Origin of the sequence: Spirillospora sp. NPDC052269 (assembly GCF_040679435.1) — a bacterium.
GTDB lineage: Bacteria > Actinomycetota > Actinomycetes > Streptosporangiales > Streptosporangiaceae > Spirillospora.
Map to the genome: position 1 here is coordinate 103,450 of NZ_JBFAUU010000010.1, position 22,165 is coordinate 125,614.

The 22,165-nt window shown below is 73.0% G+C and carries 15 protein-coding genes, 1 other RNA gene and 1 pseudogene; 7 read left to right on the forward strand and 10 right to left on the reverse strand.

Going from position 1 to position 22,165, the window contains the following annotated elements:
- Positions 1-19: 19 nt before the first annotated feature.
- Both AB0L06_RS22385 and AB0L06_RS22390 read right to left on the reverse strand, forming a co-directional pair.
- Positions 20-1,546, reverse strand: a complete 1,527-nt coding sequence (locus AB0L06_RS22385; protein WP_500232997.1) for a PH domain-containing protein — start codon at positions 1,544-1,546, stop codon at positions 20-22.
- Positions 1,543-2,076: a PH domain-containing protein gene (locus AB0L06_RS22390; RefSeq protein WP_500232998.1), complete on the reverse strand. Its 534-nt coding sequence runs from the start codon at positions 2,074-2,076 to the stop codon at positions 1,543-1,545. The genes AB0L06_RS22385 and AB0L06_RS22390 overlap by 4 nt, the downstream gene beginning before the upstream one ends.
- A gap of 277 nt (positions 2,077-2,353) precedes the next feature.
- On the opposite strand from AB0L06_RS22390, the gene AB0L06_RS22395 reads away from it, so the two are divergent.
- Together AB0L06_RS22395 and AB0L06_RS22400 are read left to right on the forward strand one after the other, a co-directional pair.
- Positions 2,354-3,343 (forward strand): ATP-binding cassette domain-containing protein, encoded by a 990-nt coding sequence (locus AB0L06_RS22395; protein ID WP_500232999.1) that lies wholly within the window; start codon positions 2,354-2,356, stop codon positions 3,341-3,343.
- Entirely contained in the window at positions 3,340-4,152 is an 813-nt protein-coding gene (locus tag AB0L06_RS22400) for an ABC transporter permease (RefSeq protein ID WP_500233000.1), read from the forward strand. The genes AB0L06_RS22395 and AB0L06_RS22400 overlap by 4 nt, the downstream gene beginning before the upstream one ends.
- Positions 4,153-4,169: 17 nt before the next feature.
- On the opposite strand, the gene AB0L06_RS22405 is transcribed toward AB0L06_RS22400, so the two are convergent.
- Positions 4,170-7,568, reverse strand: a complete 3,399-nt coding sequence (locus tag AB0L06_RS22405) for an AfsR/SARP family transcriptional regulator (RefSeq protein ID WP_500233001.1) — start codon at positions 7,566-7,568, stop codon at positions 4,170-4,172.
- 114 nt (positions 7,569-7,682) lie between these two features.
- Positions 7,683-9,044, reverse strand: a complete 1,362-nt coding sequence (locus tag AB0L06_RS22410) for an NAD(P)/FAD-dependent oxidoreductase (protein ID WP_500233002.1) — start codon at positions 9,042-9,044, stop codon at positions 7,683-7,685.
- A 406-nt stretch (positions 9,045-9,450) separates the two neighbouring features.
- On the opposite strand from AB0L06_RS22410, the gene AB0L06_RS22415 reads away from it, so the two are divergent.
- The 4 genes and pseudogenes from AB0L06_RS22415 (at position 9,451) to AB0L06_RS22430 (ending at position 15,332) form a co-directional block, all read left to right on the forward strand.
- A complete protein-coding gene (locus tag AB0L06_RS22415; protein WP_500233003.1) occupies positions 9,451-10,107 on the forward strand; it encodes a YbhB/YbcL family Raf kinase inhibitor-like protein in 657 nt (218 codons plus the stop codon).
- Between the two features lie 271 nt (positions 10,108-10,378).
- Positions 10,379-12,631: a hypothetical protein gene (locus AB0L06_RS22420; RefSeq protein WP_500233004.1), complete on the forward strand. Its 2,253-nt coding sequence runs from the start codon at positions 10,379-10,381 to the stop codon at positions 12,629-12,631.
- Between the two features lie 112 nt (positions 12,632-12,743).
- A pseudogene (locus AB0L06_RS22425) lies at positions 12,744-13,286 on the forward strand (SulP family inorganic anion transporter); the annotation flags it as partial.
- Positions 13,275-15,332 carry a carbonic anhydrase gene (locus AB0L06_RS22430; protein WP_500233216.1) on the forward strand — a complete coding sequence of 686 codons (2,058 nt, stop codon included), beginning with the start codon at positions 13,275-13,277 and terminating at the stop codon, positions 15,330-15,332. The pseudogene AB0L06_RS22425 and the gene AB0L06_RS22430, both read left to right, overlap by 12 nt.
- 52 nt (positions 15,333-15,384) lie before the next feature.
- On the opposite strand, the gene AB0L06_RS22435 is transcribed toward AB0L06_RS22430, so the two are convergent.
- The 6 genes from AB0L06_RS22435 to AB0L06_RS22460 form a co-directional block, all read right to left on the reverse strand.
- A complete protein-coding gene (locus tag AB0L06_RS22435) occupies positions 15,385-15,621 on the reverse strand; it encodes a hypothetical protein (protein WP_500233005.1) in 237 nt (78 codons plus the stop codon).
- A gap of 419 nt (positions 15,622-16,040) precedes the next feature.
- On the reverse strand, positions 16,041-18,200 hold the full coding sequence (locus AB0L06_RS22440) for a CLIPPER-2 domain-containing protein (protein ID WP_500233006.1): 2,160 nt from the start codon (positions 18,198-18,200) through the stop codon (positions 16,041-16,043).
- A gap of 144 nt (positions 18,201-18,344) precedes the next feature.
- Positions 18,345-18,726: RNase P RNA component class A (rnpB, locus tag AB0L06_RS22445), an RNA gene on the reverse strand.
- A gap of 55 nt (positions 18,727-18,781) precedes the next feature.
- A complete protein-coding gene (locus AB0L06_RS22450; RefSeq protein WP_500233007.1) occupies positions 18,782-19,882 on the reverse strand; it encodes a bifunctional RNase H/acid phosphatase in 1,101 nt (366 codons plus the stop codon).
- A 25-nt stretch (positions 19,883-19,907) separates the two neighbouring features.
- The gene (locus AB0L06_RS22455; RefSeq protein ID WP_500233008.1) at positions 19,908-20,651 is read right to left on the reverse strand and encodes a zinc ribbon domain-containing protein; all 744 of its coding nucleotides are present in this window, start codon (positions 20,649-20,651) and stop codon (positions 19,908-19,910) included.
- The gene (locus tag AB0L06_RS22460) at positions 20,648-21,466 is read right to left on the reverse strand and encodes a Nif3-like dinuclear metal center hexameric protein (protein WP_500233009.1); all 819 of its coding nucleotides are present in this window, start codon (positions 21,464-21,466) and stop codon (positions 20,648-20,650) included. Before AB0L06_RS22460 ends, AB0L06_RS22455 begins: the two co-directional genes overlap by 4 nt.
- A 294-nt stretch (positions 21,467-21,760) precedes the next feature.
- Here AB0L06_RS22460 and AB0L06_RS22465 point away from each other — a divergent pair, with 294 nt between their 5' ends.
- On the forward strand, positions 21,761-22,075 hold the full coding sequence (locus AB0L06_RS22465; RefSeq protein ID WP_500233010.1) for a DUF6191 domain-containing protein: 315 nt from the start codon (positions 21,761-21,763) through the stop codon (positions 22,073-22,075).
- The last annotated feature ends 90 nt before the right edge of the window (positions 22,076-22,165 follow it).

The following is a 22,165-nucleotide window of genomic DNA, read 5'->3' on the forward strand; positions in this document are numbered from 1 at the left end:
CCGCCCCCGGCAGACGCGCTCAGGCGCGGCGCGGGGTCTTCGCGGGGCCGGGCGGGGCCAGGAACGGGGCGATCCAGTCGGGGGTGATCGTCCAGGCCAGGGCGAGGGCGTCGGATTCGGACATGTCCACGGCGGCGCAGCCGCCTTCGCCCGCGCCCACGGCGGCGTGGAGGGTGGCCAGGCCCGCGCGGCGTTGGAAGAGGGTGCGGCGGACGCGCCAGCCGACGATCGCGTCGTGTTCCACGACGTACTGGCGGCGGCGCAGGGAACCGGAGCGGACGGTCAGGCGGACACCGTCGTCGGCGTGGCCGAGTTGGCGGTAGCGGTCCAGGCCCAGCGGGACGGCCATGAGGGCGGCGACCAGGGACACACCCGTGAGCCAAAAGTTTCCGGCGAGGGCGCAGAGGGCCGCCGCCGCCAAGGGCGGGGACATCGCGCGCACGAGGCGGCGGCCCCGGGCGGCGTGCGGATGCGGGATCAGGGGCGCGGGGACAGGGCCGAGGACGCGGGAGGCGAGCGCGAGCGCGACGGAGCGGGGCGCGGCGGGCAGGAGGCGGCCCCGGTGGGCGGCGTCACCCAGGCCCGTGACCAGGGCGCCGAGCCGGACGACACGCGCGACGCGTTCGAAGGGGTTGTCGGACAGTTCGACGCCGCGCACTCGGCGGCGTTCCAGGGCGACGCTGCGCCGGGTGACCAGGCCGCGTTCGGCGACGATCGAGCCGTCCCGCTCGTAGACGGTGAAGTCCCAGTTGAACAGGGTGAACGCGATGACCGAGGCGACCGGCATCGCGACCAGGAACAGCATGATGATCAGGACGACCACGCCGGTGGGCAGGCCCGCCGCGTCCCGTCCGAGGTGCTCGACGCGGTCGCGGGTGATCAGCCCGAGATCGTCGCCGAGGTTGTAGAGCGTGCCGAGGAGGCTTCCCGCCACCGCGAACGGGGTCAGCAGGTACGCCCCGCTCAGCGGCGCGTAGAGGAACCAGCGCCGGCGGATGTGCGCGAGTTCGCGGCGCTGTTTCACCGGCGGCGGGGCCTCGGCCACGCGGGCGCGCGCGAGGAGGACCTTCCGGAGCCGCTCGGCCTCGCGCTGCGCCACCGCGTTGAGCACGATCTCCCCGCCGTCCGCGCCCGCGTCCACGTGGACGATCGCGAGGCCCAGGAGCCGGTGGCCGAGTGTGGACGAGATGTCCACACCCCGGATCCGTTCGCGCGGGATGCTCTTGACCGTCCGTCCCACCAGGGCCCTGCGCGTCTGGAAGCGGTCCTCGTGCACGTGGTAGGTGAACGTCGCCCACGTCCCGGCGTGCCATGCCAGCCCGAAGCCGAGCCCGATGAGCGCGAAGTAGAACGCCGTGGACATGCCGCCGACGAGCAGTCCGGTCGCGCCCGCGCCCACGAGCGCCGCCATCTCCCGTGCCGCGCCGACCACGAACGTCAACGGGTGCAGGCGCCGAACGGACGCGTCCCGTGGAGAACGCCCCGACCGCACCTCGCCGGTGTCGACGGGCGGGCTCGGGACGGGAGCGTCCTGCGGCGTGGTCACGTGGCGTCGTCGCTCAGGGCGTGGGCGCGGTGCGCGAGGTCTTCGGCGAGCCGGTTGGCGACCGCCACGGGCAGGCCGGACACCTCGGACGAGCCGGTATGGGACGCCGTGTGGATGCGCAGGCGCGCGAGGCCGAGTAGCCGTTCGAGCCATCCCTGCTCGGTGTGGACGTTCTGGATGCGGCTCACAGGGACGAGGAGCCAGTCGCGGGTGAACCAGCCCGTCCGGGTGTAGACGACGTCCGCGCTGACCTCCCAGCGGTGCACGCGGTAGCGCCAGACGGGCGCGACCGTGACCGACAGGACGCCGACGACCCCGACCACGACGGGCAGCCAGCCGACGTGCGCGGTCGTCCAGCGCGGCACGCCGTCGCGGGGCCGGTTCCCGAGCCAGGCGGCGACGCCCCAGGAAAGGCCGAAGCCGAGGCCCCAGAACAGCAGGTACTCGATCGCCCAGTGCGCGATGGCGCGCGGCGACACCCGGTTCGCGGGCTCCCTCAGCCGCACCGCATGAGTGCTCCGCGCCGTCACGTGTCGCAGTCTATTGCCCGGGCGGCGCCCGCCCGCGGACCGGTCCGCCGGATCGGCGGTCCGGCGGGCCAGACTCCACGGACGGTTTTGTCAGACCCCCGTGCGACGGTCGGGGAGGGTCGGCTCAGCGAAGAACCTCGCGGCTGTCAGCGGGAGATCAGCCTCCTGACAGCGCGGGCGGCAAGACTGGATCCACATCAACCCGGACATCGCCGTATTTGTCCGACCTTCTGATGGACCCGGCAGGTCCGGTACGCGACGACGAAGGAGACCCCCCATGTCCCACGCCATCCAGGCCGAAGGCCTGGAGAAGCGGTTCGGTGAGACGCGCGCCCTGTCCGGGGTGTCGCTGACCGCCGAGTCGGGCACCGTGCTCGGCGTCCTCGGCCCCAACGGCGCTGGGAAGACCACCACGACCCGCATTCTCGCGACCCTGATCGAGCCGACGTCCGGGCACGCCACGGTCGGCGGCTACGACGTGGTGAGGCAGGCGCACCAGGTGCGCCAGCTCGTCGGCCTGACCGGCCAGTACGCCGGGGTGGACGAGATGCTCACCGGCACCGAGAACCTCGTCATGATCGGCAGGCTGCTCGGCCAGTCCCGGCGCGCGTCCAAGGCGCGGGCGGCCGAGCTGCTCGAGCGGTTCGACCTCGTCGACGCCGCCGGGCGCCCCGCCAAGACCTACTCGGGCGGCATGCGGCGCCGGCTCGACCTGGCCGCGAGCCTGGTCGGCCGTCCGCAGATCCTGTTCCTGGACGAGCCGACCACCGGCCTCGACCCGCGCTCCCGCAACGGCCTGTGGGACATCGTGCGCGGCCTCACCGCCGACGGCGTGACCGTCCTGCTGACCACCCAGTACCTGGAGGAGGCCGACCAGCTCGCCGACGACATCGTCGTCATCGACCGCGGCCAGGTCATCGCGCACGGCACGTCCGACGCGCTGAAGGCCCAGGTCGGCGGGCAGGTGCTCGAGGTCCGTCCGGTCGACGCGTCCGACGCCGAGACCGTCACGGCCATCGTCGCCGACCTCTCCGGCGCCACCCCCGAGACGGTGGACGGCCTGGTCACCGTCCCGATCACCGATCCCGCGCTGATGCCCGCCGTGGTCCGCCGCCTGGACGACGCGGGCGTGCCGGTCGGCGAGCTCTCGCTGCGCAGGTCCAGCCTGGACGAGGTGTTCTTCGCCCTCACCGGCCACCACACCGACGACGTCGACGCCGAGGCGGACGAGCTCGTCCGCGCCGAAACGGAAGGAGCCCGCGCGTGACCACCGCCGCGCTCGCCCCCGAGCAGCCGCTCACCCGGCGGGTCTCCCCCGCCGCCGCGGTGCGCCACACCGCCACGCTGGCCTGGCGCAACCTGGTGCAGATCAAGCACAACCCGATGGAACTGGTCGACCTCTCCATCCAGCCGATCATGTTCGTGCTGCTGTTCGCGTACGTCTTCGGCCCGTCCATGACCGGGAGCGTCCAGGCGTACCTGCCGATCGTGATCCCCGGCATCATCGCCCAGAACGCCCTGTTCGCCGGGATGAGCACCGGGTTCGGCCTGAACAGCGACCTCACCAAGGGCGTCTACGACCGGTTCCGCAGCCTCCCGATCGCCCGCTCCGCGCCGCTCGCCGGACGGATCATCGCCGACACCGTCAAGCAGGCGTGGTCGATGTTCGTCCTGCTCTCGGTCGGCTTCATCATCGGCTTCCGGATCCACACGAACCCGCTCGCGGTGGTCGGCGCGTTCCTGCTGCTGCTCGCCTTCGCGATCCTGTTCTCCTGGACGTCGGTGTTCATCGCGATGAAGGTGAACGAGCCGGAGAAGGTGCAGATCTTCGGGTTCGTGGTGATCTTCCCGCTGAGCTTCCTCAGCACCGCCTTCATCAAGTCGACCCACGGCATCCCGGGCTGGCTCGCCTGGGTGATCCGCAACAACCCGGTCACCCAGCTGGTCGAGGCGATGCGCGGCCTGCTCCTCGGCGGTCCCGTCCTGGACCACGCCGTGGTCTCGCTGGCCTGGGGCCTGGGGATCACGCTGATCTTCGCCCCGCTGTCGCTCCGGGCGTTCAAGCGGCGCGCCTGACCGGCCGGGCCGGCCCTCTAGGCGGACGGCGGGAGACCCGACGGTTCGGGCCTGGGCAGGTCGTAGATCTTCAGGAGGTCCTCGAAGGTCCGGGCGCGGCCACGGGCGAAGGCCGCCTCGAACGACGCGTCGCCCAGCTCGGCACGCAGGGTCGCGGTGAGGGCGACCGCGTCGGGCTGGGAGAGGTCGGGGCCGCCGCGCAGCGCCTCCGCGTGGCCGAGGAGCTCGGCGGCGTGGACCGGGTCACCGTCCTGGCGGGCCAGGGCGGCCAGCCCGCCGAGGACGGTGGAGACGATCGGGAAGTCGGGGGCCGAGGCCGCCTGTGCCAGGGCTTCGTCCAGCCGGGGGCGGGCGGCGTCCGGGTCGTCCGCCGCAAGGTCGCACAGGGCCCGGGCCGCCAGCGCCATCGACCGGAACTGCGGTGATCCGGTGTAGCCCTCGGTCATGCCGATCGCGTGGTCCAGCAGCCGGACGGCCTCGGCGAGTTCGCCGCGCCGCCGGGCGATCAGCGCGGACGCGTGGAACAGCGCCGCCGTCCCCTCGATCGATCCGATCCGCTCGGCCTCCCGCAGCGCGGACGCCAGGATGCCCTCCGCCCGCTCGAACTCGCCGAGCAGCGTGAGCTGGACGGCCAGCTGCATCTCGGTCTGCAGTATGACCATCGGGCCGCCGCCGAGCCGCCTGTTCAGCCGGACGGCCTCCTCGTGCATCCGGACCGCCGCACGGTGCTCGCCGCGCCGTCCGAGCAGCTCGGCCTGCCCGGTGAGGGTGAACGACAGGCCCCAGCGGTCGCCCGACTCCCGGAAGGCCTCCTGCGCGGCGGCGAGGTGCCGCTCCCCCGATGCGGTACGGCCGAAGTTCAGCTCGACGTGACCGGCGATGAACCGGCCCAGGCCGCGGACCCACGGGTCGGGGTCGTCCATGAGCGGCACGAGTCCGCCGAACACGTGGTCGTTCCAGCCGTCCACGTACACCTGCATCGTGACCATCATCATCCGCAGCACCGGATGCAGCGGCTCGCCGTCCGGGAGCTCCTCTGTGAGCCTCCTGGCGCGCAGCAGCCATCCGTTGGCGTCGGCGTCCTCGCGGGACGATCCTTCGAACACGGCCATCGCGCCGAGCGCGAACGCGCGCGCCGTCGCCTGCCCCGGCGGCAGGCCGGGCAGGGCGGCGAGCGCGACCACGCTGTCCACGGCCTCGTTGACCCGTCCGCCCAGGAACCAGTACCAGCCGAGCGCGGCCGCGAGCCGGGTCGCGAGCAGCCCGTCGCCCTCGTCGAGCGCCCAGCGCAGCGCGGCGTGCAGGTTGTCCTGCTCGGCGTTCAGCCGGGCGATCCAGGTGACCTGCTCGGCCCGGGTGAGATGCGGCTCGGCGGTCTCGGCGAAGCTCGCGAAGTACTCGGCGTGCGCGCGCCGGACCCGGCCCTCCTCGCCCGCCTCGGCCAGCCGCTCCAGCCCGTACGCGCGGATCGTCTCCAGCATCCGGTACCTCGGCGCGCCGTCCGCGCCGCCGGTGACGACCGTGACCAGCGACTTGTCGACGAGCGCGGCCAGCACGTCCAGGACGTCCCCGGCGGGCACGTCCTCGGCGTTTCCGGACGCGTCGACGCGAACACCCCCGGCCTGCACCTCACCGGCCTCACCGGCCTCGCGGGGCGCGTCGGCGCAGACGGCTTCGGCGGCGTCCAGGTCGGCGCCGCCGGGGAAGGCTGCGAGGCGGCGCCAGATCACGCGTTCGCGGGCGTCCAGGAGGTCCCAGCTCCACTCGACGACGGCGCGGAGCGTCCGGTGCCGGGGCAGGGCGGTGCGGCTGCCCTCGCGGAGCAGCCGGAAGCGGTCGTCCAGGCGGTCGGCGACCTGCGCGGGGGTGAGCGCGCGGAGCCGCGCCGCCGCGAGCTCGATCGCGAGCGGCATGCCGTCCAGGGCGCGGCAGATCCGGACGACGTCGGCGACGTTCTCCCCGGTCACCGTGAAGCCCGGGGAGGCGGCCGCGGCGCGGTCGGCGAGCAGCCGGACGGCCGGATACCCGGCCGCGCGATCGGCGTCGACGTGCGCCGGTGGCCGATCGAGGGGCTCGACGGGCCAGAGGGCCTCGCCGGTGACGCCGAGCGGCTCGCGGCTGGTCGCGAGGATCCGCGCGCCGGGGCAGTCGGCCAGCACGCGGTCGGCGAGCCGCGCCGCCGCGTCGAGCAGGTGCTCGCAGTTGTCGAGGATGATCAGGGGACGCCGGTCCGCGAGCGCCCCGGCGAGCCGGTCCAGCGGGTCGGCGTTCTCCGGCGCGGTCAGCCAGCCGGACTTGGTGGACAGCAGCGCCACCTCGCGCAGTCCCAGCGCCGCCAGCACGGCGGACGGCACCTCGCCCGGATCGGTGACGGACGCGAGCGGCACGAACCACACCCCGTCCGGCGCGAGGCGCGCCGCGTGCCGTCCCGCCTCCAGCGACAGCCGCGTCTTGCCCGCGCCGCCAGGGCCGGTCAGCGTGACGAACCGCCCTTCGGAGAGCATCGCGCCGACGCGCCGCAGGTCCTCGTCGCGCCCGATGAAGCTGGTCAACTGCGCAGGCAGGTTCCCGGCGGACGCCTCGGACACCGCGTTCCCGGCCACGGGTTCGGGAGGAGCGGCCACGGCCCGGCCGGTGAGCAGCGACGGATCCTGCCGCAGGACGGCCACGTGGAGCTCCTCCACGGACGGCGACGGATCCACGCCGAGACCGTCCGCCAGGGCCGTCCGCAGCGATGCGTACTCGGCGAGCGCGTCCGCCTGACGCCCTGACGCGTAGAGCGCGCGGATCAGCAGCGCCCGCAGCGGCTCACGAAGCGGATCGGCGGCGGCGAGGGCCTGCAGCTCAGGGACGAGATCACCGTGGCGTCCGGCCTCGAGATCGGCCGCGACGCGGTCCTCGAGGGCCGCACGGCGCAGCTCGTTCAGGCGGGCGGACGGCGCGGACGCGAACGGCAGCTGCGCGGCGTCGGCGAGCGCGGGACCGCGCCAGAGCGCCAGGGCCTCGCGAAGCGCGGACGCACGGGCCCGCGCGTCCGGGACGTCGCGCGCGGCGGAGACACGGGCCTCGAACTCGTGCGCGTCCACGGCCTCGCGCGGGACGGCGAGCCGGTAGCCGCCCGGACGCGACTCGATCGCCTCGCGGCCGATCGCCGCGCGCAGCCGCGAGACGAGGGCCTGGAGGGCGTTGGGGGCCCCGGCGGGCGGATCGTCCTCCCACAGGTCGTCGATCAGCCTCTCGGCCGGGACCGTCCGGCCGGGATCCAGGGCGAGCCGGGTCAGCAGGACCCGCAGCCGCGCCCCGCTGAGCTCGACGACGTCCCCGCTGCGCTCGACGACGCCGCGCTCCCCGCCGTCCCCGGCGGAAGGGCCGCCCCCGCGCCGGACCTCGACCGGCCCCAGAATCGCTATCCGCACGTCCCGATTGTCCATGAAGCGACGACACCCCCGGCGCGGTACGGCGCGCCGGGGGTGTCGTCAGTGGAGGCGGACGGATCCGCCGGGCTCATGCCGGGAACGTGTCGTACCCGGTCAGGACGCCTTCTGCCTGGGCTTGGCGTCGTCCAGCGCGGCCAGCTCGAAGTCGGCGCGCGGCTGCTCGACGGTGGCCAGCGAGACGGTCTCGCGCTTGAGGAACAGCGCGAGCGTCCAGTCGGCCAGGACGCGGATCTTCCGGTTGAAGGTCGGGACCATCAGACCGTGGTAGGTCCGGTGGAAGAACCACGCCGGCCAGCCCTTGAGCTTGAACCCGAGCGGGTTCGCGACGCCCTTGTGCAGGCCGAGTCCGGCCACGGCGCCGAGGTTGCCGTGGACGTACGGCTTGAGGGACTTGCCGCGCAGCGAGCGGACGATGTTCGCGGCCAGCACCTTGGACTGCCGCAGCGCGTGCTGGGCGTTCGGCGGGCAGAACATGCCCTCCTGGGTGAGGTCCGGGATGGCGGCGTTGTCGCCCGCGGTGAACGCGCGCACCATGCCCTCGATGGTGAGGTACTCGGTGCCCTTGATGCGGCCGCGCTCGTCCAGCGGCAGGTCGGTGTGCCGGACGACCGGGGACGGCTTGACGCCCGCGTTCCACACCAGCGTCCCGGACGGGAAGCGGCTGCCGTCCGACAGCTCGATCTCGCCGCCGACCGCCGACTGCAGGAAGGTCTTGAGCTTGACGTCGATGCCGCGGCCGCGCAGCTGCTCGGCCGTCCACTTGCCCATGTCCGGCCCGACCTCGGGAAGGATCCGGTCGGACGCCTCCACCAGCACGAACCGCAGGTCCTGCGGCGTGATCTTGCGCATGTACTTCGTCGCGTCGCGGACCATGTCCTCGACCTCGGCGATCGCCTCGACACCGGCGAAGCCGCCGCCGACGAACACGAAGGTCAGCGCCTTGCGGCGGATCTCCACCTCGTCGGTCGACTCGGCGACCTCCAGCTGCTCCAGCACGTGGTTGCGCAGGTGGATGGCCTCACCGACGGTCTTGAGGCTGAAGCCCTCCTCGGCCAGGCCGGGGATGGGCAGGATCCGGGGGACGGCGCCGGCGGCCATCACCAGGTAGTCGTAGTTGATCCGCTCCGGCGGTCCGGCGAGCGGCTGCACGATGGCCCAGCCCTCGTCGTGGTTCAGCTCGGTGACCCGCGCCTTGCGCACGGTGCACTTGGGGAGCACCCGGCGCAGCGGGACGACGACGTGCCGGGGGGAGATGTTCCCCGCCGCGGCCTCGGGGAGGAACGGCTGGTAGGTCATGTACGAGTTGGGGTCGACGATCGTGACCTTGACCTCGCCCCGCTTGAGCTCGCGCTTGAGCTTCTTCTGAAGCCGCAGCGCGGTGTACATGCCCACGTAGCCGCCACCCACGATCAGGATGTGGGGAGCGCCAGGGGTGCCCTCGGCGGTCCTGGCCATCGCGGCCTCCTATTTTCTGCTTGTGAAGGTATTCACAAGCTACCTCCGGTTTGTACTGCCTTGAAGGGTCAACAACCCGAAGAAGGACAGTTGTTTCCAGAGTGGAAAACTTGGAGCGTTGTAACGCCGTGAAACACGTCACGTCTTTACCATCCTAGGGGACTGGTGGGACTCAACTCACATGAGCGAGATCACAGCGACCGCCGCAGGCGGCGCCGTCCCCGCGAGCGTCGAAAGACCCGATCCACCCCGCCGGAACCCCTAGGGTTGGGGCGGACCTGGAAGGGGGCGCCGGCCTGGGCTCGCGCACCGCCGAGAACGAAGGGAAAACGGTGGGGCGCGGCGTAGCATCTCGCCCGGGAGCGTATCGACGATGAACAGCATCTCTCCGAAGCGACGAAGCCACATGAGCGACAACGCACGGCCCCACGAGAACGCGCCGGTCCGTCCGGACATGGGAGCCGGATCACACGCCGGGAACCGCCGACGCGGACGGCGTGTCACGGGCACCGCCGCACTGGCGGCGCTGGTCGTCGGCCTGTCGGGGTGCGGACTCATCGGGCAGCCCCAGAACAAGAGCGCCGAACTCGCGGAATGGTTCACCGTGACCAGCCCCGTGTTCCGTGATGGCGGCGACTTGCCCGCGCGGTACGCCTGCGCGACGTACTCTGGTTCCGCCGCGCTGGGCAAGACCCCGCCACTTCGCTGGTCGGCGGGTGGCGTCCGTACCGCACAGTCCTATGCGATCGTGGTGGACGACCCGGACGCCGCCGGCGGCACGTACGTGCACTGGGTGGTCGCCGGGATCGACCAGGCTCAGCACGAGCTGGTCGAGGGAGGACGCCTCGACACGATGGTCGAGGCGCGCAACACCGCGAAGAAGGTGGGCTACACCGCGCCGTGTCCGCCGAAGGGCGAGCGGCACCGGTACCGGTTCACCGTCTACGCGCTGGACACCAGGGTTCCCTTCGCGAACGGGGCCTCGCTGCAGACCGCGCTCGGCGACATCGCCAAGCACACCGTCGGGCGGGGCAGGATCACGGGGAACTTCGGCGGCAAGTAGACGCGTTCCCCCGGAGACCCTCGGGTCGCCGGAGCGGCGCTGAGGAGTGCGGACCCCGCGGGGACCGGAGGAAATCGGCGTTCCGGACGGCACGCAACAGCCGTCCGACACGCATCGGGTGAGGGATTATGTGCGCGAAAGGTGTGACAACGGTCATAGCGGTCGGACAGAATCGGTTGAGGTCCGCCGGGTACCGACCGCGCACGATGATCGGGACCGACCCGCGGTCCGCGCTGGCGACTCTCGCCGGGCCAAGACAATGGGTGGTGGCATGACTTCTACAATCGTGGTCTTCGGCCTCGTGCTGGTCGTGGTCCTGGTGGTCGTCCTGGTGGTCCTGGGCCTGCGGGCCCGGGGCGACGGCGGGGACGCCGACGACAACTGGACGGCCGAGGACGAGCGGCCCCGCGAACGCGGACGGGGTCGCCGGCGTGCGCCCGAGCCCCAGCCCGGCGGTTACGACGACGGATACGACCAGGGCTTCGACGGCGGCGACCAGGGCTTCGAGCCCGGCTTCGACCGCCGCGTGGCCGGTCCCGGCGGAGACGTCCCGGTCGGCGGGCCGTCCCCGATGGCCGCTCCCACCGGCGGGCAGGCGCCCCCGGCCCCCGGCGCGCTCGCCGGTCCGGGCCTGGGCGGGCAGGGCCTCGGCCTCCAGAACGCCGCCCCCGACCCGTTCGCCGTCCCCGACCCCTTCGGCGGCTCGGGCAGCCCCGGCGGCCAGGGGGGACCGGGCGGTCCCGGCGACCCCTTCGGCGTCCCTGGCGACCAGTTCGGCGGTCCCGGTGACCAGTTCGGTGGCCCAGGTGACCAGTTCGGCGGTCCTGGCGACCAGTTCGGCGCTCCTGGCGACCCGTTCGCCGGCGCCGGCGCGCCGGGCGGGCTCGGCGGTCCCGCCTCGCAGACGCAGCAGGCCCCGCCGCCGCAGCCGGTGGCCGTGCCCTCCCCGCCCCCTCCCCCGCCGTCCGGGCACGGCGACGAGATGGGCGACGACGACTACTGGGCGACCATCACCTTCGACAAGCCCAAGTTCCCCTGGCAGCACGACAAGGACGGCTCCGACCCGTCCGGCCCCGACCCGCTGCACGCCACCGGCGGCCAGCACCCCGGCGGCGCGCCGGGCGGCCCCGGCGGCCCCGGGGACCAGTTCGGTGACCCGCAGTTCGGCGACCCCGGCATGGGCGGCGATCCGGCGATGACCGCCGCGCTCGGCGGGGACGCCGGTTTCGGCGGCGGCCCGGCCGGCGGCCCGCAGGGGATCCCGTCGCCGTTCGACCAGGGCGGCAACGCGCCGTCGAACGACCAGCCGCCCGGCGCGTTCGGCGCCGACCCGTCCGCCACGGCGCACGACCCGCTGCCGGTGATGGACCAGGGCGGCCCGCAGTCCCCGTACGGGCCGACGGGCGAGCACGCCGCGTTCGGCTCCGGCGGGTCCATGCCGTCCGACCAGCACGTCTACGGCGAGGGCTCGCCGTCCGGATCCGGTTTCGGTGACGGCTCCGGTTTCGGACAAGGCGACGGCGGCGGTTTCGGGCAGAACGACGGCTCCGGTTTCGGGCAGTTCGGCTCGTCCGGCGACCCGTCGTACGGAGCGCCCGCCGAGCCCCAGCAGCCCGCGTACGGCAGCACCGGCGAGCACCCCTCGCCGTCGTACTCGAACGAGCCGTACGGGAACGACCCGCTGAACACGCGCGGTGGATCGTCCGGCGACGGCTACGACCGTCCCGCGGCCGCGTCCGGCGCGGACCCGCTCGGCCTTCCGCTCGGCGGCGGCCTCGGCGGCGACACGTCCGGGTACCGGTCGCCCGCGGCCGACTCCGGCACCGGCACCGGCGGCTGGGACGCCCCGGCCGCTCCCCCGCCGCCCGCCGCCCCGCAGCAGCCCGCCGCCGCGGGCCCGTCCGGCGGCGACACCGGCGAGGGCAAGCTCCCGACCGTGGACGAGCTGCTCCAGCGCATCCAGAGCGACCGGCAGCGCACGACCGACCCGGCGCCGTCCGGGTCCGGGATCGGCGCGGACAAGCCGTTCGGCAACTCGCTGGGCGACCCGCTGAGCGACCCGCTCGGCGCGCCGCCGTTCAACGGCCCCACGGGCGGTCAGCCGTCGGGCGGTCACTCGTCGGGCGGTCACTCGACCGGTGGCTACCAGGCCGCGCCGACGTACAACGACTCGTCCCCGCGCTACGACGACCCGCTGGCCTCGAGCCGCGACTCGTTCGGCGGCCTGGGCGCGCCGGGAGGCCAGTCCGCGACCGGCTCGACCGGCGAGCCGGGCCGGTACGGCGACTTCGGCGGCAACGGCTACGGCGGCAGCGACCCGATCTCGTCGCAGGACACCGGGCCGCGTCCGGCCGGGTCCTTCGACGCGAACGCCACCCAGGCGTACGGAGCGGGCTACTTCCCCGGCAACGAGTCCGGCGGCAACGGCTCCTACAACAACCCGTCCTACGGCGGCGACAACCAGGAGCAGAACCCGCCCAAGCAGCAGGACGACTGGCAGAACCACCGCGACTACCGTCGCTGACCCGATCCGCCGAAGAGGCCGTCCCCGGAGTCCGGGGACGGCCTCTTCGGCGTCCGGGCGACTTCCGGACGGTTCACGGAATTCGGAGCGTGACGGAATCCCGCCTGTTTGAATGCAGAGCGTGACTGATTCCTCACATGCCGTTTCCGTTCTCCGTCATGACGTGGCGGCCTCGTTCGCGGTGTTCCTGGTCGCCGTCCCGCTGTCGCTGGGGATCGCGGTGGCGTCCGGGGCGCCGGTGGCGGCGGGCCTGGTCGCCGCGGTCGTCGGCGGCGTCGTCGGCGGGCTGGCCGGCGGGTCGCCGCTGCGGGTCAGCGGCCCCGCCGCCGGACTCGCCGTGATCGTCTCCGAGACCGCCCACGTGTACGGGTGGCGCGCGGCCTGCGGGGTCACCCTGCTCGCGGGCCTGCTCCAGATCGCGCTGGGCGCGGCCCGGGTCGCGCGCGCGGCGCTGGCCGTCTCCCCCGCGGTCGTCCACGGGATGCTCGCGGGGGTCGGGCTGACGCTCGTCCTGTCGCAGCTGCACGTCATGCTCGGCGGACGGCCGCAGGGGTCGGCGACCGAGAACCTGATCGAGCTGCCCGGACAGCTCGCACGCGCGCACGGCCCCTCGACGGCTGTCGCGCTGGGCACGATCGCGATCCTGCTCCTCTGGACGTACGCGGGTCGCCGCCACCACCACGGAGCGGCTGGGAGGGAGCAGCAGGCCGCGGCAGCCCCGCAGGCGCCCAGGACGGCCCCACAGCCGCCGGAGGCAGGCGCGAGATCGCCCAAGGCGGCCCAGCGGGTGCCTGCGCCGCGAGCGCCCGAGGCGGCCCCACAGACGCCCGAGGAGGTCCGGTGGCCGCTACCCACGGCGGTCCGATGGCTGCCGCCTGCGGTGGTCCGGTGGGCGTCTGGGATGGTCCGGTGGGCGTCTGGGATGGTCCGGTGGGCGTCTGGGGTGATCCTGCGGGCGTCTGGGGTGGGGCGAGGAGAATCCGAGGTGGGTCGGCGGGTGTCCGGGGTGGTGCTGCGGGTGCCGGCGGCGGTACCGGCGGTGGTGCTCGCCTCGGCGGGGACGTGGGCGTTCGGATGGAGCGTTCCGCACGTGGACATGCCGGGGCGGCTGTTCGGGGGGTGGCGTCCGCCGGTCCTGCCGGACGCGCCGGTGCACGAGATCGTCGGCGCGGTCGCGGCCGTCGCGATGGTCGCGTCCGTCGAGTCACTGCTGTGCGCGATCGCGATGGACCGGCGGCGGCCCGACGGCGCGCCGCGCGCCGACCTGGACCGGGAGCTGCTCGGGCAGGGCGCGGCGAACACGGTGTCGGGGCTGCTCGGCGGGCTTCCGGTCACCGGGGTGATCGGCCGGAGCGTCCTCAACGCCGAGGCGGGCGCGCGGACGCGGACGGCGACCGTCCTGCAGGGGGTCTGGATCCTGGCCGGGGCGGTGACCTGCGCGGCGCTGATCGAGCGGATCCCGCTGTCGGCGCTGGCCGGGCTGCTGGTGGTGCTCGGGTTCCGGCTGGTGGACCGGACCCGGCTGCAGGACCTGCGGGGCCACGGGGAGGTCCCCGTCCACGTGGCGACGGCGGCGGGCGTGGTGCTGCTGGGGCTGGGCGAGGGCGTCCTGACCGGGATGGCGGTGGCGGGGGTGCTGGCGCTGCGGCGGCTCACCCGGCTGGCCGTCCGGGTCGAGGAGGCGGTGCCGAGCGCGGGCGACCGGCCCGGCGAGCCCACCTGGCACGTGGTCGTGGAGGGGACACTCACGTTCCTCGGGGTGCCGAGACTGTCCCGCGCGCTGGCCGCCGTCCCGCCCGGCGCGGGGGTCGACCTGGACCTGAACGTGGACTTCATGGACCATGCGGCGTTCGAGACCGTGCACCACTGGCGGATGGCGCACGAACGGCTCGGCGGCAGGGTCGACATCGACGAGATTCATGAGTCTTGGTATGAAAGAGCCGTGACAGGTGATTTGTCTGGTCAGCGCAAGTCTCCCCCGGGCGCCCGCTGGTGGGCCCCCTGGGCGAACCGCCGCCGGCGTCCGGGGAGCACCCCGGGCGCGTCCGGCGCCACGCCCAGCGACCTCCTGCTGTCGGGGATCCGCGAGTACCAGGGGCGAACGGCCCGGCTGGTCCGTCCGATCATGTCCGAGCTCGCCTTCGAGCAGAAACCCGAACACCTGTTCATCACCTGCGTCGACTCGCGGGTGGTGCCCAACATCATCACCGCGTCCGGTCCGGGCGACCTGTTCATCAACCGCAACGTCGGCAACATGGTGCCCCGGCACGGGGCCGTCCCCCCGGACGACTCGGTCGCCGCGACCGTCGAGTACGCGCTGAACGTCCTCGGCATCCGGACGATCACGGTCTGCGGCCACTCCAACTGCGGCGCGATGGCGGCGCTGCTGGCCGGCGGCAAGGAGGTCGAGCACCTGCCCTCCCTCACCCGGTGGATCCAGCACGCCAAGCCCAGCCTCGCCCGGTTCGTGGCGTCCGAGCCCGTCCCGGACCAGTCCCCGATGACCCGGCTCTGCCAGCTCAACGTCGTCCAGCAGCTGGAGAACCTGGAGAGCTACCCCTGGCTCCGGGACCTGGTCGACTCGGGCGAGCTCACCCTGGTCGGCCTCTACCTCGACCTCGAGACGGCGGACGTCCACGTCCTGGACCGCGCGTCCGGGACGTTCGGCCCGGTCCGCGGCGACGAACGCACGTCCGTCTGACGGGCCGTGGGGCCGCCCCCGGGCGAAAGGGGCGGCCCCGGCCCCCCGTCGGTCAGCGACCCACCAACTCCTCATCGCCGCCACGGGCGTACGGATCCCCGGACTCCTGGGCGTGCGGGTCCACGGCGCCCCGGACGTACATTCCGGTCACCCGGCGGGCCCGCCGGGCGCTCCGGCTGTCCGCCGGGCCGAACAGCGCGTCCCGCCGGCTCTCGCGGGCGAACTCCACCAGGTAGAGCGCCATCAGCAGCGGGAAAAGCGCGACCAAGGCCACCAGAACGATGATCACCAGCGCCCCTCTCCGCGGGTCCCGTCCGCCGGGCCCCGCCGCCTCGCCGATCTCCCAACAGATCCGGCTGCGTACTTCGGACGGTAAGCGCCCTCTCCGTCCCGCTCTGTGTCCCATGACCCGATCCTCTTGAGTCACGGAACCCACCCGGAACGCCCCTTTCCAACACCTCCGCACGGGCCTACCGCCGGCACCACCGACGTCCTCGAGATCCCCGTGGCCCATGCCTGTGACCAGCCCTTATGTACACGGGCGGCGATGAGGCCCTTCCCTTCCAGCGCCCTCGCCTCCGTCCCCCGCGACGCCTCGCGCCCCGCTCCGGACGTTCGGAGCGGGGCGCGAGGCGAGCGGTCTACGAGCGGGGTTCCACCTGTGGCCGGGGTGTTCCCGGCCGTCGGGAGTCCCGCCCGGCGCCGGGACTACCCCCGGCCGCCGGACGCCTCCTCGCGGTAGGCCGCTTCATGGATCGCCTCCCTGTGCGAAGGGTCCTTGTGCGGGGCCCGCTTGTGCGAGGCCCACTTGTGGTGACGCCACCACTTGCACGGCGGGCACTTGTGCGGCCTCGGGTGCGGGGGCCTCGGGTGCGGCGGCTTCGGGTGCGGCGGCTTGCCGACGTGAATGGTGACGCTGCCGGAACCGCTGACGACCTGGCGGCCCTGCGTGTCGGTTCCCGACGCCACGGCCACGTTGGTGATCACCCCGGCCTGGGTGATCCGGTACGTGCCCTGGCAGGTGGTCTCGGCCCCGGGCGCCAGCGTGGTCTCGGCACAGGTGACGTCGGTGACGTGATCGTCCGTGACCTGCACGTCGTTCAGCACGAGGTTGCCGGTGTTGGTGACGGTGTAGGAGTACCGCACGTCCTGCCCGATCCTGTACGGACCGGGCGTGTCGACGCGCTTGTGCAGGGAGAGCGAGCCCGCCTCCTCGAACGTCAGGCAGACGGTCTGGTGGTCGATCGTGGCGCAGATCGACTCGGGACGGGGCTGGCCGGCGGGCCAGGTGGTGATGGCGTGCAGCAGCGCGTCGGTGAGCACCTGGCTGGGATCGACGCTGCCCGGATCGGCGGCGAAGGTGGTCGTCACCGCCTGGAAGAACGGGCCGGGCGGAGTGCCCCCGTTGGAGTCGTTCTGCAGGCTGGCGGTGATCTGCGCCTGCTGGCCGGCCGCGATGTCGGCGGGCACGGAACTGATGGTCAGGATCAGCCAGGGCTGGAAGTCGATCTGCCCGGCCGCCGTCCCGATCGGGTGGTCGCAGCCCGAGCCGTCCGGCATGTCGTTGCAGCCCCACCAGTTGAGCCGCGCGTCGATGGTCGCGGCGGCGGCGTTGTTGACCAGGCCCGCGTTGGCGCCGTTGTCGACGATCCGGTTGTAGTTGACCGTCATCGGCCCCGTGTAGGTGCCGTCCGCGACGGAGATGCCCGAGTCGCCGGATCCGGTGATGGTGTTCTGCGTGATCGTGACGTTGGTACTGGGCGTCGTCGACCCGCGCGGCGTGAACCCGATCGCACCGAAGCCGGAGTCGGTGATGAGGTTGTTCTGCACGTTGACATTGGTGGCGGAGTTGGAGATCTCCACGCCGTAGCGGCCGGTGAGTGTCGCGGTCCGCTCGATGACGTTGTCGGAGATGTCGATGTCGACGTTCGGGAACGGGGCGATCCCGGTGTACAGCAGGACGCCGCCCCGGGTCTTGTCGGTGATGGTGTTCTGCGTGATCGAGGCGCGCTGGACGGCGCCGGACAGCTGAACACCGCTCCAGCCCCCGACCATGCTGTTCCGGGTGACGACGACGTCCGTGAGGGCGACCAGCTGGACGGGGTACTCACCGTCCATGTCGTTGTCGGAGATGGTGATGTTGTTCGTCGTCCCGAAAGCCGCCTCGCCTCCGGAGATGTTGATCGACGCGTTGTCGTTGCCCTGGAACGTGTTGTTCGAGAACGTCGCGTTCGCCAGCGGCCGATAGGTGAAGACCCCGTTTCCCTCCTGTCCGGGATCGAACGCCGTGTTGTTGTTGGAGAGGAACAGGTTCTGCCGGAAGTACGAAGGCGTCACGCCGTTGGAGGACGGGGCGAGCCCCTTGAGGTTGTTCGAGAAGATGTTGTTGTCGACCGTGAAGCCGCTGAAGGTCTCCCTGGTGATCACTCCCGCACCGTTGCCGTTGTCGGCGAAGGTGAACCCGTCGATCGACACCCCGTTGGCCCGCGCGTCGAACAGGTCATACAGGAGCGGGACGCCGGGCAGGGTCGTGATGACCGTCTCGCCCGGGTCGCCGGGGGTACGGGTGCGTGCGTCCACACCGACCTGGGCGCCCTCGAAATGCAGGTTGTCCTTCTGGATGAATAGAGGGTTGGTCAGGACGTACGTGCCCGCCTGCACCCTGATGGTGTCCCCGGCGACGGCCAGGTTGTAGGCGTACGGGATCGACGCGCACGGCGAGGCGGTCGAGCCGCACCCCCCGACGTCGGCTCCGCCGGGCGCGACGTTGATGACGGTCGCCGCGGCGGCCGGGGACGCGTTCGCCAGCACCGGGACCACGCCGCAGAGCGCCCCCGCCAGAAGACAGACAAGCCATCGTTTGGTCATTGAAGGAGCCCCACCCGAATCGCGGTCACTGTAAGCAGTTTGATCACTACTGTAAGTAACACGATCTTGGTAGGCGCACAACAATCAATGCGCAAAGATCGCCGAAATCGCGGCCATGACGCCGCAGGTCAGAGGAGTGTGGGGCGGACGAGTCGGCCTGTAAGCCGGGTTCTGTGCCGTCCCTTGCGGGGCGGTGACGGCCATCCATCTCGGACCGCCGTTGCCGGCGGCCTCCAGCGGTCTACCCGCAGGCATCGGGCGGGCCGCCCTCGAACGCCTGCGCGGGAAGCGTCGCTTCCCTTCTTGACCTTGCTCCGGGTGGGGTTTACCTGGCCGCCCACGTCACCGTGGGCGCCGGTGAGCTCTTACCTCACCGTTTCACCCTTACCACCTCGCGGTGGCGGTCTGCTTTCTGTGGCACTGTCCCGCGGGTCGCCCCGGGTCGGTGTTACCGACCACCCTGCCCTGTGGAGCCCGGACTTTCCTCGACGGGGCGATGCCCCGACGCGGCCGTCCGGCCGGCTCGTCCGCCGTGGGTCAAGCGTACCGGTTTCGGAAGGCGTCTCAGCGCGCCGGCGACGTCAGGCGTCCAGGTGGTGGACGTCGTTGAAGGCGCGCAGGGTCGCCGGGCCGTCGTCGTACCAGTCGACGCCGCTCAGGGACGCGGTGTCCAGGTGCATGCGGTACAGGGACGAGAGCGGGGCGCCCAGGGCGTCCGCGACGAGCAGCTTGATCGGGGTGACGTGCGAGACGACCAGGACGCGCTGGTGCCGGTGGCGGACCTTCAGCTTGTCCAGGGCCGTCCGGACGCGCCGGGCGACGGCCTCGAAGCTCTCCCCGCCGGGCGGGGCGACGGACGGGTCGGCCAGCCAGGCGGCGAGGGCGTCCGGATCGCGCTCGGAGGCCTCGCGGAAGGTGAGGCCCTCCCACGCGCCGAAGTCGGTCTCGCGGAAGCCGTCCTCGACCCGGATCGCAAGGCCGGTGACGGCGGCGACCTCGGCGGCCGTGGCGCGGCAGCGGTCGAGGGGGGAGGTCACGATCGCCTCGACGTCCTTCACGGCCCGGGCGGCGGCGCGGGCCTGCGCGAGGCCGTGCTCGGTCAGCGGGACGTCGGTGACCCCGGCGAAGCGCTTGTCGATGGACAGCGGCGTCTCGCCGTGCCGGAGCAGGAGGGTGCCGGTGGGGGTGGTCGTGGCGGGCGACCAGCCCGGGGCGGCCGCCGGCGCCGGCTCCGCCTCGGCCTGAGGCTGCCACACCTCGCCGCGGGCGGCGGCGTCCATCGCCTCGTTCGCGAGGCGGTCGGCGTGGGAGTTCCGGGCGCGGGGGATCCACTCGTAGAAGACCGAGCCGAGGCCGGACGCGACCTCGCGGGCGCGTTCGGCCAGCGGGCGCATGTCCGGGTGCTTGATCTTCCAGCGCCCGGACATCTGCTCGACGACCAGCTTGGAGTCCATCCGGACCTCGACCCGCGCGTCCGGGTCGAGGCCCGCGGCGGCGGTGAGCCCGGCGATCAGGCCGCGGTACTCGGCGACGTTGTTGGTGGCCAGGCCGATGGACTCGGCGGCCTCGGCGAGCACCTCGCCGGTCAGGGCGTCCTTCACGACGGCGCCGTACCCGGCGGGCCCCGGGTTGCCCCGCGACCCGCCGTCCGCCTCGACGACGAGCCTGCGTCCGGCCGTCACCGCGCGCTCCTCCCCCGTCGCCGCACTACAGGCCGGACTCGGCGGTCCGGACGAGGATGCGGCGGCACTCCTCGCAGCGCAGCACGTCGTCGGCGGCGGCCGCGCGGATCCGGTTCAGGTCGACGGTGTTGAGCGCGAGGTGGCAGCCCTGGCAGGAGCCCCGGTACAGGACGGCCGCGCCGACGCCGCCGAACTGGCCGCGCAGCTTCTCGTAGAGGGCGACCAGCTCGTCCGGGACGTCCTTGGCGACGCCCGCGCGGGCGGTGGTGGTGAGCCCGGACTCCTCGTCGATCTTGGCCTGCTCGGCGCCGAGGCTCTCGTTCAGCCCGGTCAGGTCGGACGCCGACTTCTCGGCCTCGGCGCGCAGGTCGTTGACCTTGCCCTCGGCCGCCTCGCGGCGCTCCATGATCTCCAGGACGACCTCCTCGAGGTCCCCTTGGCGGCGGCCCAGGGACTCGATCTCGGCCTGGAGGGACGCCAGGTCCTTCGCGGAGGTGACCATGCCCGAGTCGAGGCGCTTCTGGTCGCGGTCGGCGCGGGTGCGGACCTGGTCGACGTCCTGCTCGGCCTTCCTCTGCTCGCGCTCCAGGTCGCCGAGCTCGGTCTCGGCGGAGACGATCTGGTCGCGCAGCTCGCCGCGGCGGCCGTCCAGCCGCTCGATCTCGGCGAGCTCCGGCAGCGTGCGGCGGCGGTGCGCCAGCCGGTCGAGCGAGCTGTCGAGCTCCTGCAGGTCGATCAGGCGCTGCTGGGCGTGCGGTGCGGCTTTCACTTCTCTCCTTCGTTGTTGGCACCGTGCAGGCGCCAAGCGTCGGTGACCGCCGTGGACACGCGGGTCGTCACGCCGAGTTCGCGGGCCAGCGCCGCGGCGGCGCCGGCCAGCCACGGGTGCTCGGTGGCCCAGTGCGCCGCGTCCAGCAGCGCCGGTCCTCCGGCTTCGACGAACTCCGACGCGGGATGGTGCCGCAGGTCGGCGGTGAGGTACACGTCGACGTCCGCCGCGCGGACGTCGGTCAGCAGCGAGTCGCCCGCCCCGCCGCAGACCGCGACGGTGCGGACGGGACGTCCGGGGTCCCCGGCGGCGCGGACGCCCCAGACGGTGGCGGGCAGTCCGGCGGCGACCCTGGCGGTGAACTCCTCGAGGGTGAGGGTCTCCGGCAGGTCGCCGATGCGGCCGAGGCCGCGGCGCGGGTCGCCCGCGGACGGGACGATCGGGCGCAGCTCCCCGGTCACGCCGACGGCGCGGGCGAGCGCGTCCGACACGCCCGGGACGGCGACGTCGGCGTTGGTGTGCGCGGTGAACAGCGCGACGTCGTTCTTGATCAGGCGGTGCACCAGGCGGCCCTTGGGCGTGTCCGCCCCGACGCCGTGCACCCCGCGCAGCAGCAGCGGATGATGGGTGACGATCAGGTCGGCGTCCCACTCCAGGGCCTCGTCCACGACGGCGGCCACCGGGTCGACCGCGAACAGGACGCGGCGGACCTCCTGATCGGGGTCGCCGCAGACGAGCCCGACGGCGTCCCAGGACTCGGCCCACGCGGGCGGATACAGATCGTCCAGGACGGAGATGGCTTGGGAGAGACGCACGCCCCGCAGGCTACCGTCCCGGAAGCCCTCAACCGAGCCATCGACGCCCTGCGGGGGTCGCCGGGCCACGCCTCCGAACGGCTATCGTGTGCTGATCCCGGACCAGCCCATCCGGACGGTAGCCGGACGATCACGGTGGGCAGGTATCCGGAGGATGGGAGGCACACCGACTCCCTCCCCCGCGGACGGCCGACGCCATCGGCCGGACGGCGTGGATCATTCTGGAAGCTCGTCGCGTTGGAGTTGAGTGTGAAGTCACCGTTCCGTCGCCGTAAGCGCGTCAAGGGCCGTCCCATGGGCACGACGGGGAAGCAGGCCGAGCCCGAGGTCATCGAGTGGCCTCAGGAGGGCACCGGCAAGTCCTCGCTGATGAACGCCATCCGCGGGGACGGCGAGTCCGGCGCGGGCATGGGCGGCGGCCTGTTCGAGGACCTGGCCTCGGCCTTCGAGGGCTCCAAGAAGGTCAAGCAGGAGGAGCAGGAGCGGCAGCGCACGATGAAGCACGACGACATGCTCCAGGCCGGCGACTCCGGCCGGGCCGACCTGGAGTCGGGCCGCATCCGCATCCGCCGCTCCGGCCAGGGCGGCACCCCCGCCCCGCAGGAGTAAAGCGCCCGAGCAGGGTCTGACCAGGGCGCCTCCTCTTGGCGGGCGCCCGTCCGGCAAAGTTCGGACAGCGGACGCTCGATCGAACAGAGT